The following is a 17,493-nucleotide window of genomic DNA, read 5'->3' as shown; positions in this document are numbered from 1 at the left end:
AAAGTCATCATTATATTTTTTGCCTGCAGGCTTACGTTCCATTTCGGACACATCCTCTCAAAATAATTGTAAGGACTTAATTAAACTGTGTCCATGAAACTATACTAACTCCAAGGACTATCAAGTCTATAAAGCTACTCCTTTATGACCGTTCTGTATTTGCTATTATAGGTGGTCTATTTATTTATAAAATAAACCTTTATAAACGTCTAAAAAGTAATTGACCTTTTCGTACAATAACGGTAACATACAACAACTTTATTAGTTAGGGGGTAATGTTTTGCATATTTCATTCGGTTATATTAGGGTATCGACAAAAGAGCAGAATTTGGATAGGCAGCTTGAAGCATTAAGATCTTATGTGACTGCCGAAAAATACATTTACAGTGATAAAGCAAGTGGAAAAGATATGGAACGGGAAGGGTTCCAAAATATGCTTAAAGCTATGCGAACTGGTGACACGCTTTATATTAAATCAATTGACCGATTAGGTCGGAATAAAGCTCAAATTAAAGATTATTTAGAAGTATTTAAGAAGAATGGTATTAGGGTGAAAATTTTAGATATGCCTACAACCATGCAAGACCATCCAGAAGGTCAAGAATGGGTATTAGATATGGTTAATTCTATTCTCATTGAAGTCTATACAACTTTAGCTCAACAAGAAAGGGAAACCTTACTTCAACGTCAATCTGAAGGAATTGCAGCGGCTAAAGCGAAGGGAAAACATTTAGGTAGGCCAGTATTAAAACTCCCAAAAGAATGGGCTAAATATTATATGCAGTGGAAGTCTCGAGAGATTAGAGCAGTAGAGTTCATGGAATTAGTGGATATGAAAAAGGCTACCTTCTATAAAAAAGTTAGGGAATATGAAGAATCATTATAGGGTTTCAGCAGTTATTAATAAAAAGGACAGTATTAAACTTGGTGATCTGGCTTTATAGTTCACTTAAAAGAGCAACGGTATTTTTGATGATTTTTAAAGGAGACGCATGTAATGGCAAATGACAAAGGGAAAGACTTAAGACTCTGGAATAGGGGTAACTATATCCTACCATTCTTATCAAGAAGCCAGAAACTAGCAAAGGATTTAATGAAAACGATTGGTGTGAAAGTAAGTATAATAGAATCGTTCGAAGTAGGAAAGGTGTTAAAGACAAATTGCAAAAATCCACTATCAATTACTCAAAAGGGCATTTCTGAAACAGACAAAGAGATAATACGGGATTTAAGTAAGAAAGGCCTTTTAGTCTATCATGTTTTGGAATCTTATATAATGCTTAATAAACAAACTGAAATACAATGTGAGTATGAAGTGTCTACATATGAAAACGTTGTTTCTACAAAAAATTATCTCTGTGTTCCAAAAGACATTTTTTCTGATGCAATGTCTTTTAGAGAAGATGTAGCTGATGAAGATAATAGAGAGTTAATTATTAAGGAATACATAGAGCAGGAAATATTTATGGCAAACCAAGGATATCTTTATGCTTATACAGTAAGAGGTGATAATGGTTCTGGAGATTTCTTTAATATTAGCATAAACGTTTTCAATGGGGAGGTAGTGAGGATAAGTTAAGAAATTAACCTGAAATCAGAAATTAGCACCTTACTTTTCAGACGATGATTATTCATCATCGTCTGAAAAGTAAGGTGCTTTTTTTATATACATATAATACAATCTCCACTGTAAAAGTAATGGTAAAAACATCCCTAAAACTTACAAGTAAGCGACGATATGATACTATTAAATTACGTATCTATATATATTGGAGGAACGAAATGTGAACAGTCAAACACATAATCAAATCGTAAGTTTTATATGGAGTATTGCAGATGATTGCCTTCGTGATGTTTATGTACGGGGTAAATATAGAGATGTTATTTTACCGATGACAGTAATTCGTCGTCTTGATGCAGTCCTTGAGCCTACAAAAGAGGCAGTATTACAGATGAAAGATGCATTGGATAAAGCAGAAGTTGTAAATCAAACAGCTGCACTTTGTAATGTAGCAGGACAAGCATTTTGTAATTCTTCACCTTTCACTCTAAAAGACCTTAAGTCGCGAGCTAAACAGCAACAACTTAAGGCTGATTTCATAGCATATTTGGATGGCTTCTCACCAAATGTGCAGGAAATTCTTGAAAAGTTTAAATTTAGAAACCAAATCGACACGATGGTTGAAGCTGACATTTTGGGTGCTGTTATTGAGAAGTTTGTAAGTCCTAAGATAAACCTGAGTCCTAACTCGATCTTAGACGATAACGGTGACATACAAATGCCAGGGCTTGATAATCATACGATGGGAGTAATCTTTGAGGAACTAATCCGTAAATTTAACGAAGAAAATAATGAAGAAGCAGGAGAGCACTTTACACCACGTGATGTAGTTGAGCTAATGGCAGATATTACGTTCTTACCAGTTGCAGATAAAATTAAAGATGCACCGTATCTTGTATACGATGGAGCTTGTGGAACGGGTGGCATGTTAACTATTGCAGATGAACGGTTACATCAATTGGCTAAGGAGCATAACAAAAGCATTACAACTTATTTATATGGACAAGAGATTAACCCGGAGACGTATGCGATAACTAAAGCTGATATGCTCATAAAGGGTGAGGCTATACAGGATGACCAAGTAGCCTATGGTTCTACACTATCTAATGATGGATTCCCAACTTATAATTTTGATTTTATGTTATCAAACCCACCATACGGTAAGAGCTGGAAAACAGACTTAGAGCGTCTCGGGGGAAAATCAGGTATCAATGATACTCGATTTATTGTTTCTCATGCTAGAGAACCGGAATTTAAGATGATTCCACGCTCGAGCGATGGACAGATGTTATTCTTGGCAAACAAAATAAGCAAAATGAAACATGATACAGAACTTGGCAGTCGGATTGTAGAAGTTCATAACGGTTCCTCATTATTTACAGGCGACGCAGGTCAAGGTGAAAGTAATCTTAGAAGATATATTATTGAAAACGATTGGCTTGAAGCAATTATCGCATTACCTGAAAATATGTTTTACAATACAGGCATTGCAACTTATATCTGGATAGTCACTAATAGAAAAGCATCGCATAGAAGAGGTAAGGTTCAATTAATTGATGCAACAAATCTTAAGAGTCCTCTGAGGAAGAATTTAGGTAACAAGAACTGTGAATTTACGCCTGAAATTCGAAAACAGATTTCGGATATGCTCATTAATTTTGAACAAAATAAACAGTCTAAGATATTTGATAACGAAGAATTTGGCTATTATAAGATTACAGTTGAAAGACCACTGCGTTTAAGTATAAATCTAACAAAAGAAAATTTAGAGGACTTTGTAAAGGTCTGTGAACAGCAAAAAGAACAAGCTTTAGTACCGGTTATTTATACAGTAGCTGAAAAATTCCAATACACAACGATTAATGACTTTAACTTGTTCGTAAAAGAATTAAATAAGATAGCAGCGGAATTAAATATAAAACTCCCGGCTAAAAGGTTAAACTTGATAAAAAATTGTCTTGCTCAAATTGATGAAAATGCAGAAAAGGTAATCAAAAAAGTACACAAGCATGGGAAAGTAGAAGCAAATCCTCTATACGGTTTATTCAATACAACTATTGATGGTAAACAATATATTGTGGAATATGAAGCTGATAGCAATTTGAGAGACACAGAGCAAATACTTTTACTTCATAAAGGTGGTATTGAGCAATTCTTTATAGATGAAGTATTATCTTTTGCGCCAGATGCATGGATTGACGAAAGTAAAACACTGATAGGTTATGAGATTAACTTTTCAAGATATTTTTACAAACCAGTGCAACTTCGTACACTTGAAGAAATTAAAGCAGATATTTATGAACTTGAGATCGAAACTGAAGGGTTATTAGAGCAGATAATTGGGAGGAGAGAGTCATGATAGAGAACTTTTCCTCTTATTTAAAGTATAAAGATTCTGGTTATATTTGTTTTGGAAATATTCCTGAACACTGGAAAGTACTTAGGAATGGACGAATCTTCTTCCAACGCAATCAGACAGGATTTCCTGATTTACCAATTTTAGAGGTGTCTCTAAAAACAGGAGTTCGTGTGAGGAATTTTGAAGATTCGAAGCGAAAACAAGTTTTGAGTGACCGTGAAAAATATAAGCGTGTGGCCAAGGGAGATATTGCATACAACATGATGAGGATGTGGCAAGGAGCCGTCGGAGTTGCTCCTGTCGATGGGTTGGTTAGTCCAGCATATGTAGTTGCGAGTCCATTGCTAGAAGTGGATAGTCGCTATTATTCATACCTGTTTCGAACTCAAATTTATATGGATGAGGTAAATAAATATTCACATGGGATCGTAGCAGACCGTAACAGGTTATATTGGGATGAATTTAAACAAATACCATCATTAATCCCACCTCTTGAAGAGCAAAATCAAATTGTAAAATATTTAGACTTTCAGCTTGCAATGATAAGTAAGTTTATTAAGGCAAAGAAAAACTTAATTATTAAATTGAAAGAAAAAAAGCAAGTAGTTATAAATGAGGCGGTAACAAAAGGGATAAATCCGAATGTGAAAATGAAGTCCAGCAGAATAAACTGGGTTGGAGATATTCCGGAGCATTGGGAAGTAACTCGAAACAAAAATCTCCTAGGGTTAAGAAAAGAAACTGTAGGGGATAAGCATCATGAATACACTCTTTTATCCCTGACAACAAATGGTATAATTTCTCGAGATATGGAGAACGGAAAGGGGAAGTTTCCTACAGATTTTTCATCATACCAAACGGTGCGAATTAATGATATTGTGTTCTGTCTTTTTGATATCGATGAAACTCCACGTACTGTGGGTTTGTCGGATTTACACGGAATGATAACGGGTGCTTACAATGTATTTAAGATAAAAAATATAAACAGAGAATATTTATATTATTATTACCTATCATTAGACCAGAGAAAAGCCTTGAAACCACTTTACACTGGTTTACGAAAAGTCATCACAACAGATGTATTTTTACGAGCAAAAGTACCGCAGCCTCCTATAGAAGAACAAATCAATATAGTTAATTATATTAAAGAGAATATCTCAATTATTGATAATATAATATCTACTACTCAAAGGCAGATAGAATTAATAGAAGAATACCGTAATCGTCTTATTTCCGATGTTGTTACGGGCAAGATAGATGTAAGAGACATTCAGTTTAAGGGGATTTTAGAAGATGTAGAGATTGATGATAACGATGAAGAAGATTTGATTGATGATAGAGAAGTTGTAGATAGCGAGGAGTGTGAGGTGTAATGCCATCAAACACCAAAGAATCAGGACTTGAAACGCTCATTGTAGAACATCTTGTTAATCATAATGGGTATGAGCAAGGGACAAACAGTGACTACAACAAAGATTATGCAATAGATGAAACTCGTTTATTCAAGTTTTTACAGGATACTCAATCAGAACAACTTGAAAAATTAGGAGTATTTAAAAGTAATGTAAACAAGACTAAGTTTTTAAATCGTTTACAAGGAGAAATTACTAAAAATGGTATCATTGATGTTTTGAGAAGGGGTATTAAAGTTTATCCTGTCACACTTGATTTATTTTATCTTACACCATCTCAGAAAAATGCCAATGCGAAAGAGTTGTATAACAAAAATATATTCAGTGTAACAAGACAACTGATGTATTCAAGAGATAATACAAAGCTTGCTCTTGATTTTGTTATTTTCATTAACGGTCTGCCAATCATTACTTGTGAGTTGAAAAATAGATTAACTAAACAAAATGTTGATGATGCAGTATACCAATACAAAACAGACCGAGACCCTAGAGAACTACTTTTTAATTTTAGTAGATGCATGGTTCACTTTGCGGTAGATGATAATGAAGTTAAGATGTGCACAAAACTTGATGGCAAAAAGTCTTGGTTCCTTCCGTTTAACAAAGGCTATAACGATGGAGCTGGAAATCCTCCTAATCCAGATGGAATAAAAACGGACTATCTTTGGAAGAAGATATTAGTAAAAGATGAGCTGGCTAATATAATAGAAAACTATGCACAAATAGTCGAAGAGAAAGACAATGAAACGAAGAAGGTAAAAAAGACACAAATTTTCCCTCGTTATCATCAGCTTTCAGGGGTAGAGTCTATTTTAGCCGATGCTAGCGAAAAAGGTGCTGGTCAAAAGTACCTTATCCAACACAGTGCAGGTAGTGGGAAATCAAACTCTATTGCATGGCTTGCTCATCAGCTTGTTTCTCTAACTAAAGGTGGAAAAAACATTTTTGATTCTGTTATTGTCGTTACCGATAGGATTAATCTAGATAAGCAGATTAAGAATACGATTAAAAGTTTTATGCAAGTGTCTAACACAGTAGGTCATGCTGAAAGCTCTGGAGATCTTAAAAGGCTTCTTCAAGATGGGAAGAAAATAATCATTACAATTGTTCATAAATTCCCTTTCATCCTTGAGGATATTGGAAATCAGCATAGAAAAAATAACTTTGCCATTATCATTGACGAAGCTCACTCGAGCCAAAGTGGTAATATGTCTGCGAAGATGAATATGGCTTTATCTGATAAATATGAGGATAGCGATGAGGAAACTATCGAGGATAAGATAGTAAAAATCTTAGAGGGTAGAAAGATGCTCACGAATGCGAGTTATTTTGCATTTACTGCCACACCTAAAAATAAAACATTAGAAATGTTTGGTGTTCCTTATCCAGCTGATGGCAAGATAAAACACAGACCGTTCCACATTTACACTATGAAGCAAGCAACTCAAGAAGGGTTTATCATTGATGTCCTTAAAGATTATACACCGATTAAGAGTTACTATAAGATTGCTAAAATAGTAGAAGATGACCCTATGTTCGATAAGAAAAAGGCTCAGAAAAAGTTGAGAAAATATGTAGAGTCGAACGAAAAGGCAATTGAATTGAAATCAGAAATCATGGTTGATCATTTCCACGACCAAGTTTTTGCAAAGGGCAAAATTGGTGGTCAAGCGCGTGCAATGGTTGTTACAAGTAGCATTGAGAGGGCAATACAATATTATTATTCGATTTCAGCCTATTTAGAAAAGAGAAAGAGTCAATTTAAAGCTATTGTTGCATTTTCTGGGGAAAAGGAATTTGGAGGTAAAAAACTAACTGAGAGTTCTATTAATGGATTCCCTAGCAATGAAATTGAGAAGAAATTCAAAAAAGACCCTTATAGAATTTTGGTCGTTGCCAATAAGTTTCAAACGGGCTATGATGAACCACTTCTCCATACAATGTATGTGGATAAAGTATTAACAGATATTAAGGCGGTTCAGACTTTATCGAGATTGAATAGAGCACATCCACAAAAATATGATACCTTTGTTTTAGACTTCGCTAATGAAACAGACATTATAAAAGAAGCCTTTTCAAAATATTATAAGACTACCGTTCTTTCTGATGAAACAGACCCAGATAAACTTAATGATTTAGAAAGCGATATTAGAGGGTATCATGTGTTTACTGATTATCATATAGACACGATGGTGGAACTGTATCTCAATGGAGCTGAACGAGATAAGCTAGACCCTATATTGGATGTTTGTGCTAAAAACTATGAAGATGAGTTAGATGAGGATGAACAAGTAGATTTTAAGAGTAAGGCAAAAGCATTTACACGAACTTACGGTTTTTTAGCATCAATATTGCCTTATGGTAATGCTGAGTGGGAAAAACTATCTATATTCTTAAATCTCTTGATACCAAAACTTCCTGCACCGAAGGAAGAGGACTTATCAAAAGGTATTCTTGAAGCAATCGATTTGGATAGTTATAGAGCTGAGGCTCAAACAAAAATGTCTATTGTATTAGAAGATTCACCGTATTACGAAATAGACCCTGTTCCAACAACTGCTGGTGGTGGAAAGGCTGATCCAGAACTTGATTTACTTAGTAATATATTATCAAGTTTCCATGACCTTTTTGGAAATGTACCCTGGAAGGACGAAGACCAAGTTAAAAAGCATATTGCATCCATTCCTGAAGTTGTAGCAAAGGATAAAGATTATCAAAATGCCATGAAAAACTCTGACAAACAAAATGCCAAAATAGAAAGTCAAAAAGCATTAAATAAAGCTGTAATAAATCTAATGTCAGATAACATGGAAATCTTTAAGCAATATAACGATAATGACTCGTTTAAGAAGTGGCTCTCAGATATGGTGTTTAATGTTACCTACAATACAGACGGTGAAGTATTTACGGGGAATCCTGAGATAGAATAACCATCAGGGTGTGATTTCAATTATTGAGTAAAGGGTGAAATTTCGTGGCAGACATTAAATTTGAAATTGTTGAAACCATTGGTATTCTTTCAGAATCTGCAAAGGGTTGGAAAAAAGAACTTAACCTAATTAGTTGGAACGGTCGTGAACCAAAGTATGACCTTCGTGAATGGTCAGATAATCATGAAAAAATGGGAAAAGGCGTAACTTTATCAAAAGAGGAAGTAGCAAGTTTAAAAAGTTTATTAGATAGCATTGAGTAAATGTAATCGCTTTTGAGGTTGTAAAATAAAAGCACCTATTCCGATAGTCAGGACTATTTAATAGTCAACTAAAGGAATGGGTGCGTTTTTTTATTTTTAGGCAGGCATGCTTATTATGGAGTGAAATAATCGAACCTATTCAATTTAATAGCTTATCAGAAAGCAGTTTTAGTAGAAAAGTTGATTTTACACAAATTTTACACATGACCATCACAAAGTATTGATAAATCTAGGGTTTGACCGTTATTTCGACCCTGACCACCGGTATCTATAACGTTGATATAACGGCATTGAAAGACGCTTACTATCGTTAGTAGGCGTCTTTTTTGCGTACGATCCTACATTAAATGGTCGTGCGCCTATTTAATGATCGTTAAATGCTCATAAATATAACGGGTTATTTTCTTCATCGAAACTATGAACTTCAATTATCTTAATATTAAACTTATAATTAGTTAGAGATAGCTTGAACATCATTCTATTGTAGAGAGGGATAGGTGTGTATTTATACCACATAGTATTTGAACAAGATGATGATAGATATGCAGATCCGCAAATAGCTTTAAATAAAGGGTTGAGCAAGAATACAGCAGCAAGATTTTATTCGAATGGCGGTCGTTTGTTTCCAGAGTTAACGACTCTCACCAGACCTTCAAATGCCGAACAATGGATTGACTTTAGTATGGCATTTGGTGCTGACTTTGACCCTATCTCCAAACATTATCTAAAGTTCCCGATGGTTACTAAAAAGGTTTTAGTTTTTAATCGAGAAATATCAAGTGATTTATTTGCTTATGTAGAAGATGAGTATATGAAAGGGGAGACTGGTGAAGAAGGTTACTTTACTAAAGGACTCCCTTCTAAAGAAGATCTAATGAAACAATATTGGGAAAGTATGATGGTGGCAGACGAATATTTAAAACGAAAACCTTATAAGCATCCTGAAATTTTGGTTTTTGAAACAATAGAAAAACATTTTCTTGAGTATATATAGTAATTATGATTTTTTAAAATCTCTTTTGGGGTATCATAGTTGTGCCTAAAATGCCAGCTGATCCATTATTAAAAGCCATGGAGGAAATAGACAATGGAGAACGCATTAAGCTTTAAAAGTATTAGCTGTGAGACATTTGGGAAGGAAACAGCTATCTACTGAGGAAATAACGATGTTAAATGAGGAAGATATGTATTAAGTGGGAGGGGCAGTCTATACTAGCCCTTCGTCCTTAAAGTAATCTATACCCATGTGTAAAGGCACTATCTAGTTCTTTAGCGATTAACTATTAGAACAATTTAAGGTCGCTGAGTAACAACAAACAAACTGAAAAATCCCGCAGACAGGAGCAGCCCAGTAGCTGCTCCTGTGCGGGATTATTCGATGACTTCTTTAATTTGTTTGACGTAAAAAAAGCGGACGATAAGATAATAGATGATTTGGATCACAAGAAAGCTTGTCAGCACCATAGCCGATTCTCTGACTAGATTATAACTGAACATCCTTGAGAGGGAGGTCAGGGCAACGGCGCCGTGAATAAGGGCTACGGCCATCGGTGCGAAGAAAAGCAAGGCCGTCTGGCGATTGACGATTTTCTTCATTTCTGGCACGGTTAAGCCCATTTTGGCGATCGCTTGGAACTTTGTTTTATCTTCAGACAGGTCAGTGAAAAGGCGGAAATACAGAAAGCTTCCGGCTGATACGAAAAAGACAATGCCAATAAATAGTCCAATAAAGAGAATAGGACCGTATCCTTTTTCAATTTCATAAAGAACGAAATCTGTGGAAAAGAAAGCCCCTGGTTCATAGTGTTCCTGCAAAAGTTCTCCAGTTTTGCGCAGCTGCTCCGGTTTATTCTTTTCCGATGCAATCCAGACAAAATGATGTTTTACTTTTAGCGGCTTCGGCAGCTTCTTGTATGTTTCTTCGGCGACAATCATGTAGCTGTCAACGTTTGGATAGGCATCAGCTTCCACCTGGCGGCTTGGCTTAACGGCTTTTCCATCAGTGAGTGCGATGGATTGCTGCAGCCATTTATCCGCATGATCATTTTGATCAAGGTTTGCTATGCTTTGTTTAGCGATTACCGCTTCTCCAGCTTGAAGATCCAGCTGCTTTTTGCCAAGGAGTTTGGCCGCCTTGTTGTAGTCTTTGGCGTTGAGAACGAGAATGCCGTCAGGCTTGTCAGCAAAAGGAAGGTACATCTCTGTCATGTCCAGCTGCTTTGCATCAATTCCATTTTGAGCAATGGTATTTTTCGCATATTGTACGTTTTTTTGAATGTTTTCTGTCTGATCATAAGGGTGATAACTGTACGTAAACGGATTGGCCTGAACGATAGCCTTTGTCAAATATGAATGTGTTCCATACAAGGCGCCGATTGCACTGAAAGCAACTGTTGAAATAATAGCTACCATGAAAAAGGAACGGGCATTATCCTTCATCCGGAAAGCCAAGTCTGAAAATAAGATCATATTCGTGTTGCGCCAGAAAAGGGACTCATTGCGCTTTAAACGGCGAATGATAAAGACATTTAATTGGCTGAATAACAGATAAGTCCCGATAATAACGACCACGATAACGGGCACCATGGCAACGATGACGCTCATCCCTTTAACATAAAGTGCTGTCCCATATCCGCCCAGCAGTAAAAGCACAGCCAGGATAGACAGAAGCATTGAAGCTTTCGGTTCATCTTTCGGCTTCTTATCTCCTTTAATCAAGTCCACCAGCTTGCGTGTGCGTAAAATGAAGGAGACAAACAATGAGATAAATAAAAATAACAGGATAAATGAAACAAACGTAATAAGCACGGCTGAAAGCGGCCAGTAAAAATGAAGACTCTCTTCAAAAATAAGAACATTTTCAGCCAGAAGAAGAATGAGCTTAGCGAAGACCAGCCCGAGCAAAATGCCGCTGATCGTAGCGAATAGCCCGATCACCATGTTTTCCATGAACACCATCAACCGGATTTGCTGGGTGCTCATGCCCTGTATCATCAGTAACCCAAATTCCTTTTTTCGTGATTGCAAAAAAGCACTCATTGAATATAAAACGAAAAAGAAGGAAAAGACATAGATAATTCCGCCGGCTACAGTTAGACCAAACATTACATGTTTATTCATGTCACTATTCTGAAACGACGGGTGAAAAGCAAAAATGGCAAAGGTAAAGAACACCATAACCGTGAACAGACTGCTTAGAAAATAAGCAGCGTAAAGACGCTTATTGCGGAAGACATTGTTAAAGGCGAACTGACGAAAAGTCATGATCGTTCCCCCCCAGCAAGGAAAGTGTATCAATGATTTGCTGGAAAAAGCCTTTTTGGCTGTCTCCGCGATAAATCTCAGAATAAAGCTTGCCGTCACGGATGAAAACTACGCGGTCCGCATAGCTTGCCGCCTGTGCTTCATGCGTAACAAGAAGCGTCGTCATCTTGTCGTTTTTATTTAATGCGGCGAGCAGCTCCATCACATCTTTAGATGACTTGGAATCGAGGTTTCCTGTCGGTTCATCGGCAAGTAAAAGCTTTGGATGATGGATAATAGCCCGGGCAACAGCTGCCCGCTGCGCTTGTCCTCCTGAAATCTCGAAGGTGCGTTTGCTCATAATGCCTGCAATGCCCAGCTTCTCAGCTACAGCTCTTGCTTTTTCTTTCATTTCTTTCACATTTTTTCCATCGAGCGTAAGGGGAAGGACGATATTCTCTTCCACTGTTAACGTATGAAGGAGGTTAAAATCTTGAAATACAAAGCCAAGCTCACGCCGCCGGAACTTCGCCAGATCATTTTTCTTTAACCGGTGCGGATTTTGCCCGCCAATGGTGATTTCTCCGGTTGTTGGCTCATCAATCGTTGCCACCATATTTAATAATGTTGTTTTTCCGCTTCCGGAGGGGCCCATAATGGCGACAAATTCTCCATCCTCTATAGACAAATCAATATCAGTCAGAGCGCGGTAAGCTACTTTCCCTTCATAAACCTTTCCGACTCTTTTCACTTCAAGCATATGCTTTCTCCTCTCTCGTTTGTATTGATGCCAGTGTAGCGCATAGTGCCAAAGGCGTGCTATAGACTTTTCTTTCACTTTTCTTACATCGATGTAAGGTTTTGCGAAAGAGGAAACACGAGTCGGAACATCGATCCTTTTCCGACTTCCGATTCTACTTCCAGCCTGTGTCCGAGATAATGGCATACCTCATGTACAAGATACAGCCCCATTCCAGTTGATTCTCTGTATTTGCGCCCGTTCGCACCGGTAAAAAATTTATGGAAAATCCGCTTTCGATCCTCCGGCGGAATGCCAATGCCCCAATCTTGTATTTCAAGTATGGCTGCCCCCTCTCTTTCATAAAGAGAAATTTCAACAGAGGAGCTTTTCCCGGATGAATACTTGACGGCGTTTTGCACAAGCTGTTCAAGGATAAAAACCAGCCACTTCTCATCAGACTCCACCATGATGCCGGGCCGTTGCTCCCTGAATCGGGGATAGACACGGTTCCGAATATAGAAGCGCTTGTTTTCTGAGTTGACGGCCTGTACGGTCTGTGCAAGTGCCACCGGCTTGATTTGAAAGTCTTGATTAATTGTCCGCAAGCGTGCATTATAAAGAACCGTATTCAGACTGTGGCGCATTCTCTCTGTTTCTTCCCGGATATTTGAAGAGTCAGGCTCATCAAGATTTTGGGCGGTCAGTTCAATAACAGAAAGCGGCGTTTTCATTTGATGTACCCAGCGGTCCATAAATTCAAGCTGTTCCTCCTGCCGCTTTTCAGCTTGCTGTAAAGTTGCCATATAAAGCTGATACTGTGATTTCAACAGGGTATCTAATGCCAGCGCTGCAGGAGAAGATCCGGTTTTTTCCAAGGCTTCATCAGGAGAGGAAAGGCCGTTTTGCAGCTTTTTATAAAACAGGTGGCGGGTTATAGCTTGATAGAATAGATAAAGCACCAGGAAAAACAGGCTTAAAAAAAGGGCATACAGTAAAGCAGAAAAATGATGATAGCCATCTAGCCACAAAATAAGGGAGATGCTAGAAAATTGGATGAGCTGGAGCGTGATTAATAGTAAGTGTTCGCGAAAAAACAGCTTCATTCTTTTCCAGACCTCCATGTGACGTTCAACAGGTAGCCGGTGCCGCGTACAGTTTCGATTGCCTGTTCAATTCCAAGCTCTTGCAGTTTTTTGCGCACCCGTGTGATATTCACGTTTAATGTGTTTTCATCCACCCATGCCTGGTCATCCCATAACCTCTCCAGTAAATCCTCTCTCCCTGCTACCCGCGGATAACGGTCGATCAAGTGTTCAAGAATATCTGTTTCTTTTTTCGTCAGGCGAAGCTCCTGACCGGCAAAATGCAATTCAAGCCTCTCGGGATAAAGGCTTAGCCCTTTTAATTCCAATATCTGTTCCTGATGTTTAGCGGAATAGGCGCCGTAAGCCCGGCGCAGCTGGCTGCGGATCTTAGCCATGACGATATCCGCATGAAATGGCTTAGTAATGAAATCATCGCCCCCATTTTCTAAAGCCATGACCTGATCCATTTCTCCTGTTCGTGCCGAGATGAAAATGATTGGACAAATAGACACGAGCCGGATCTGCCGGCACCAATAATAGCCATCGAATTTAGGCAAATTAATATCCAGTAAGACGAGATCGGGTTTTTCTTTATGAAACTGTTCGATAATGCGGTCAAAGTCGTTTGCGATGACGGCTTGAAGTCCGTATTTTTCAATAAAGGTTTTTAAATGATGTGCAATTTTAGGGTCATCCTCTATAATCAAAATGGTTTCCATTCCATTCTCTCCTTCATCAACCGGTCTGTTTCTTCTATACGCGGCGAATGTTTTCATTTTCCCAGTTGTTGTCAAGATTGATTATAACATGAAGCTTTTGTACACAAAGAAGCATCGAATGTAAGAGGAGAAGAGGTAGGTCAAAGGCGAGTGGATCGAACAAATAGAAACTGAGCAGGCTGGAAGTAGTTTGGAATAAAAGCAATGCATTTGAATGAAGGGCGAAGGTTTCTCGCTGATCATCAAATGAGGCAGGCTTCAGCTGGATAAGCCGCTAAGGATCACGGAGATGCAGGGGGATGATCATGGGGAAATTGTGCCGCCGTTTTTCCTGAAATAAAGGTGAAGGATAAACCGTCAGGATAACAGAATAAATGCTGGAATATATCGTTTAAGGAGTGGTGTGGCCATGATGGATGAAGAAACAGTTATTTCGATGATTAGAAGAGACCCATGGATGATGGAAATATTAACAGCCGCAAAAACGCTGGATTTGCCTGATTGGTGGATATGCGCCGGATTTGTTCGTTCAAAGATCTGGGATACCCTCCATCATTTCACTGAAAGAACTGCTATTCCAGATGTCGATGTCATTTATTTTGATCCGGCAACGATGGATAAACTGGAGGAAAAGAAGTTTGAAGAAAGACTTAATTGCCTTCTTCCCGATATTCCGTGGTCCGTAAAGAACGAAGCTAGAATGCACGTCAAAAGCCAGATGCCTGCTTATTCTTCCGCAGTTGACGCTATTTCTAAATTTCCGGAAACGGCCACGGCTTTAGGCGTGAAATTGGATGAGGCAAACAACATACTGTTAACAGCTCCCTATGGAATTAGCGATGCCATCCATTTAAAGGTGAAGCCCACTCCTTTTTTTAAGAACAAGGAACGAATGGACATTTACAAGCAGCGCATCCTTAAAAAGGATTGGCGATCAACGTGGGAGAATTTAACTGTTTATGATGATTGAATCAAGCGTGTCATAGGCCGTTTGTTAAAGAAGAAGGCATGGTGAAGCGCCTGTGGAACGATTTTGCTATTTATGTTAATATATAGAAATGAATAACTGTTCAGCAGATTAGCAGCATGGATAGGGGTAGATGGAGGGACTGCAATGAATGTTAAAAAGCTCGTTCTTGTTTTTTGTCTAGTTGCAGCCGTTGCGGCCGGGGCAATTGGGACGGCCTTTGTGATTATTACGTCGAGCGATCAGTCACAAGCAAAAGAGGCTAAAAAGCTGGCAAGCAAGCCGGTAAAGTTTGATAAAAAACAAATTGAAATCGGCGGTGAAAAGAGCGACCGGCTTCCTAAGCTGATTGACGGAAATGAGCCGCAGGTAACAACCGTTATGCATAAGATGACCCATCAAAAGGTACTCGCCCGTGAAAAATGGGGAGCGATTGAGATGACTCCAGAAAATATTAAAATAGTAAAAGAGCATGTGCTGGCCAATCACTTTAAGTCGGAAAAGTTCTTTCTGGAGATCCTCAGTCGCTGGGAAGCCGGAGATTTTACCCAAGTGGATAAGGATCATAATGACTTGTGGGAAGCGCAGGATGGGAATATTGGCGAGGCAAAGGGAATCATGACAGAAGAGCAGGAGCAGATGTTTATTGAGGAAAATTTCAGGTAGTCTAAGCCGATGCTTTGCAAGGCTTATGATAGAGAAAAAATGAACATCCTCTTGAATTCGACAATATTTTTTTATATAATGAAATACATGTTGTGAATCACACATTCTCTTGCGGGTGTAGTTTAATGGTAAAACCTCAGCCTTCCAAGCTGATGTCGTGGGTTCGATTCCCATCACCCGCTCTCTATTATATTGTTATTAACGCAATGTTTTATTCCTTGCTGGATAAGATGTTGCGTTTTTTAATTTTCGGATCGGATGACAACATACGGGCGGCCGTTTTAGGGTGCTGCTTCTTTGCTTAGGAAAGAAGCATGAAAGACGAAGAGGCTGTTTTTATAGATATATTTGACTCATGTATTTCTTGAAGGGAGGGAGAGCCATGGATTACAGAGCATTAAAACAGGAAATCATTGAGTACAGCCGGGAAATCGGCATAGATAAAATTGGCTTTGCTTCTGCGGCTCCTTTTACTGAATTGAAAGACCGGCTTCTGCGCCAGCAGGCGCTGGATTATCAATCGGGATTTGAAGAGAAAGATATCAATAAGCGGGTTGAGCCCTCCAGAATTTTTGATGAACCCCGTTCCATTATTGCGATTGCACTAGCATACCCTTCTAAGATGAGAGAATCTGTGAAAGGCAAGCAAGGCGCAAGACGAGGGATTTTCTGCCGGGCTTCCTGGGGAGAGGATTATCATACAGTTTTGCGTGATCGTTTAAGTAAACTAGAGGCCTTCATCGCGGCAAAAGCGCCAGAAGCCCGTTTTCGCTCGATGGTGGATACAGGGGAGCTTTCTGATCGGGCTGTTGCTGAACGTGCCGGGATTGGCTGGAGCGGCAAAAATACGTCGATTATCACTCCCGAATTTGGCTCTTACGTTTATTTAGGGGAAATGATCACTAACTTGCCGCTGGAGCCGGATAAGCCGATTGAAAACCGCTGCGGCACGTGCACAAAATGTCTGGATGCTTGTCCAACCGGTGCTCTTGTGCAAGGAGGGCAGTTGAATGCGAAGCGCTGCATTGCCTTCTTAACACAAACAAAGGATTTCATGCCGGCGGAATTTCGCGACAAGCTGGGGAATCGCCTGTATGGCTGCGACACCTGCCAAACCGTGTGCCCCGAAAACAAAGGAATCGACTTTCATCTGCATGAGGAAATGGAGCCGGACCCAGAGGCAGTGAAACCGCTTCTTGAGCCGTTGGTCAGCATAAGCAATAAAGAGTTCAAGCAAACCTTCGGCTCCATGTCGGGCTCCTGGAGAGGGAAAAAGCCGATTCAACGCAATGCCATTATTGCACTCGCTCATTTTAAAGAGGAGAGCGCGCTGTCTTCTTTAATTGATGTACTCTTTCATGACGTTCGCCCGGTTTTGAGAGGGACCGCCGCTTGGGCTATTGCCAAAATTGGCGGGGAAAAAGCCCGGGAGGCACTTATTTTGGCGAAAGAGAAAGAAAGTGATCCTGCGGTGAAGGAAGAGATCGAGAAAGGGATCAGCCTACTGAACTAACATGAACAAGGAAGGTCTTGAATAGATATAGAA

General features: G+C 38.9%; 14 protein-coding genes and 1 tRNA gene. 11 read left to right on the top strand and 4 right to left on the bottom strand.

Features of this window, described 5'->3' with window-relative positions:
- The first annotated feature begins 280 nt into the window (after positions 1-280).
- The 7 genes from B1A98_RS13195 (at position 281) to B1A98_RS13165 (ending at position 9,519) form a co-directional block, all read left to right on the top strand.
- The gene (locus B1A98_RS13195) at positions 281-886 is read left to right on the top strand and encodes a recombinase family protein (RefSeq protein WP_063383851.1); all 606 of its coding nucleotides are present in this window, start codon (positions 281-283) and stop codon (positions 884-886) included.
- Positions 887-997: 111 nt separating this feature from the next.
- Positions 998-1,579: a hypothetical protein gene (locus tag B1A98_RS13190; RefSeq protein WP_063383852.1), complete on the top strand. Its 582-nt coding sequence runs from the start codon at positions 998-1,000 to the stop codon at positions 1,577-1,579.
- A gap of 205 nt (positions 1,580-1,784) precedes the next feature.
- Positions 1,785-3,920: a type I restriction-modification system subunit M gene (locus B1A98_RS13185; protein ID WP_063383853.1), complete on the top strand. Its 2,136-nt coding sequence runs from the start codon at positions 1,785-1,787 to the stop codon at positions 3,918-3,920.
- The gene (locus tag B1A98_RS13180) at positions 3,917-5,293 is read left to right on the top strand and encodes a restriction endonuclease subunit S (RefSeq protein ID WP_082821632.1); all 1,377 of its coding nucleotides are present in this window, start codon (positions 3,917-3,919) and stop codon (positions 5,291-5,293) included. Before B1A98_RS13185 ends, B1A98_RS13180 begins: the two co-directional genes overlap by 4 nt.
- Positions 5,293-8,262 (top strand): type I restriction endonuclease subunit R, encoded by a 2,970-nt coding sequence (locus B1A98_RS13175; RefSeq protein ID WP_063383854.1) that lies wholly within the window; start codon positions 5,293-5,295, stop codon positions 8,260-8,262. Before B1A98_RS13180 ends, B1A98_RS13175 begins: the two co-directional genes overlap by 1 nt.
- Before the next feature lie 44 nt (positions 8,263-8,306).
- Complete coding sequence (locus B1A98_RS13170) at positions 8,307-8,525, top strand: YdbC family protein (protein ID WP_063383855.1); 219 nt, start codon at positions 8,307-8,309, stop codon at positions 8,523-8,525.
- 499 nt (positions 8,526-9,024) lie between these two features.
- Positions 9,025-9,519: a hypothetical protein gene (locus B1A98_RS13165; RefSeq protein ID WP_063383856.1), complete on the top strand. Its 495-nt coding sequence runs from the start codon at positions 9,025-9,027 to the stop codon at positions 9,517-9,519.
- A gap of 377 nt (positions 9,520-9,896) precedes the next feature.
- Here B1A98_RS13165 and B1A98_RS13160 read toward each other — a convergent pair whose 3' ends face one another.
- The 4 genes from B1A98_RS13160 to B1A98_RS13145 form a co-directional block, all read right to left on the bottom strand.
- Entirely contained in the window at positions 9,897-11,789 is a 1,893-nt protein-coding gene (locus B1A98_RS13160) for an ABC transporter permease (RefSeq protein ID WP_063383857.1), read from the bottom strand.
- On the bottom strand, positions 11,764-12,528 hold the full coding sequence (locus tag B1A98_RS13155; protein WP_063383858.1) for an ABC transporter ATP-binding protein: 765 nt from the start codon (positions 12,526-12,528) through the stop codon (positions 11,764-11,766). Before B1A98_RS13155 ends, B1A98_RS13160 begins: the two co-directional genes overlap by 26 nt.
- 83 nt (positions 12,529-12,611) lie before the next feature.
- Complete coding sequence (locus B1A98_RS13150; protein WP_063383859.1) at positions 12,612-13,613, bottom strand: sensor histidine kinase; 1,002 nt, start codon at positions 13,611-13,613, stop codon at positions 12,612-12,614.
- The gene (locus tag B1A98_RS13145) at positions 13,610-14,314 is read right to left on the bottom strand and encodes a response regulator transcription factor (RefSeq protein WP_063383860.1); all 705 of its coding nucleotides are present in this window, start codon (positions 14,312-14,314) and stop codon (positions 13,610-13,612) included. The genes B1A98_RS13150 and B1A98_RS13145 overlap by 4 nt, the downstream gene beginning before the upstream one ends.
- A gap of 409 nt (positions 14,315-14,723) precedes the next feature.
- Here B1A98_RS13145 and B1A98_RS13140 point away from each other — a divergent pair, with 409 nt between their 5' ends.
- The 4 genes from B1A98_RS13140 (at position 14,724) to queG (ending at position 17,460) form a co-directional block, all read left to right on the top strand.
- Positions 14,724-15,284, top strand: a complete 561-nt coding sequence (locus tag B1A98_RS13140) for a nucleotidyltransferase family protein (protein ID WP_082821633.1) — start codon at positions 14,724-14,726, stop codon at positions 15,282-15,284.
- Positions 15,285-15,428: 144 nt separating this feature from the next.
- Positions 15,429-15,947 (top strand): DUF6241 domain-containing protein, encoded by a 519-nt coding sequence (locus tag B1A98_RS13135; protein ID WP_063383862.1) that lies wholly within the window; start codon positions 15,429-15,431, stop codon positions 15,945-15,947.
- A 111-nt stretch (positions 15,948-16,058) separates the two neighbouring features.
- Positions 16,059-16,129 (top strand) — tRNA-Gly (locus tag B1A98_RS13130).
- Positions 16,130-16,329: 200 nt separating this feature from the next.
- Positions 16,330-17,460 (top strand): tRNA epoxyqueuosine(34) reductase QueG, encoded by a 1,131-nt coding sequence (queG, locus tag B1A98_RS13125; protein WP_063383863.1) that lies wholly within the window; start codon positions 16,330-16,332, stop codon positions 17,458-17,460.
- The last annotated feature ends 33 nt before the right edge of the window (positions 17,461-17,493 follow it).

This window comes from Pseudobacillus badius (assembly GCF_002189605.1).
Classification (GTDB): domain Bacteria; phylum Bacillota; class Bacilli; order Bacillales; family Domibacillaceae; genus Pseudobacillus; species Pseudobacillus badius.
Note: the sequence above shows the minus strand (reverse complement) of the source record. Positions and strands in the feature narration are given on the sequence as shown.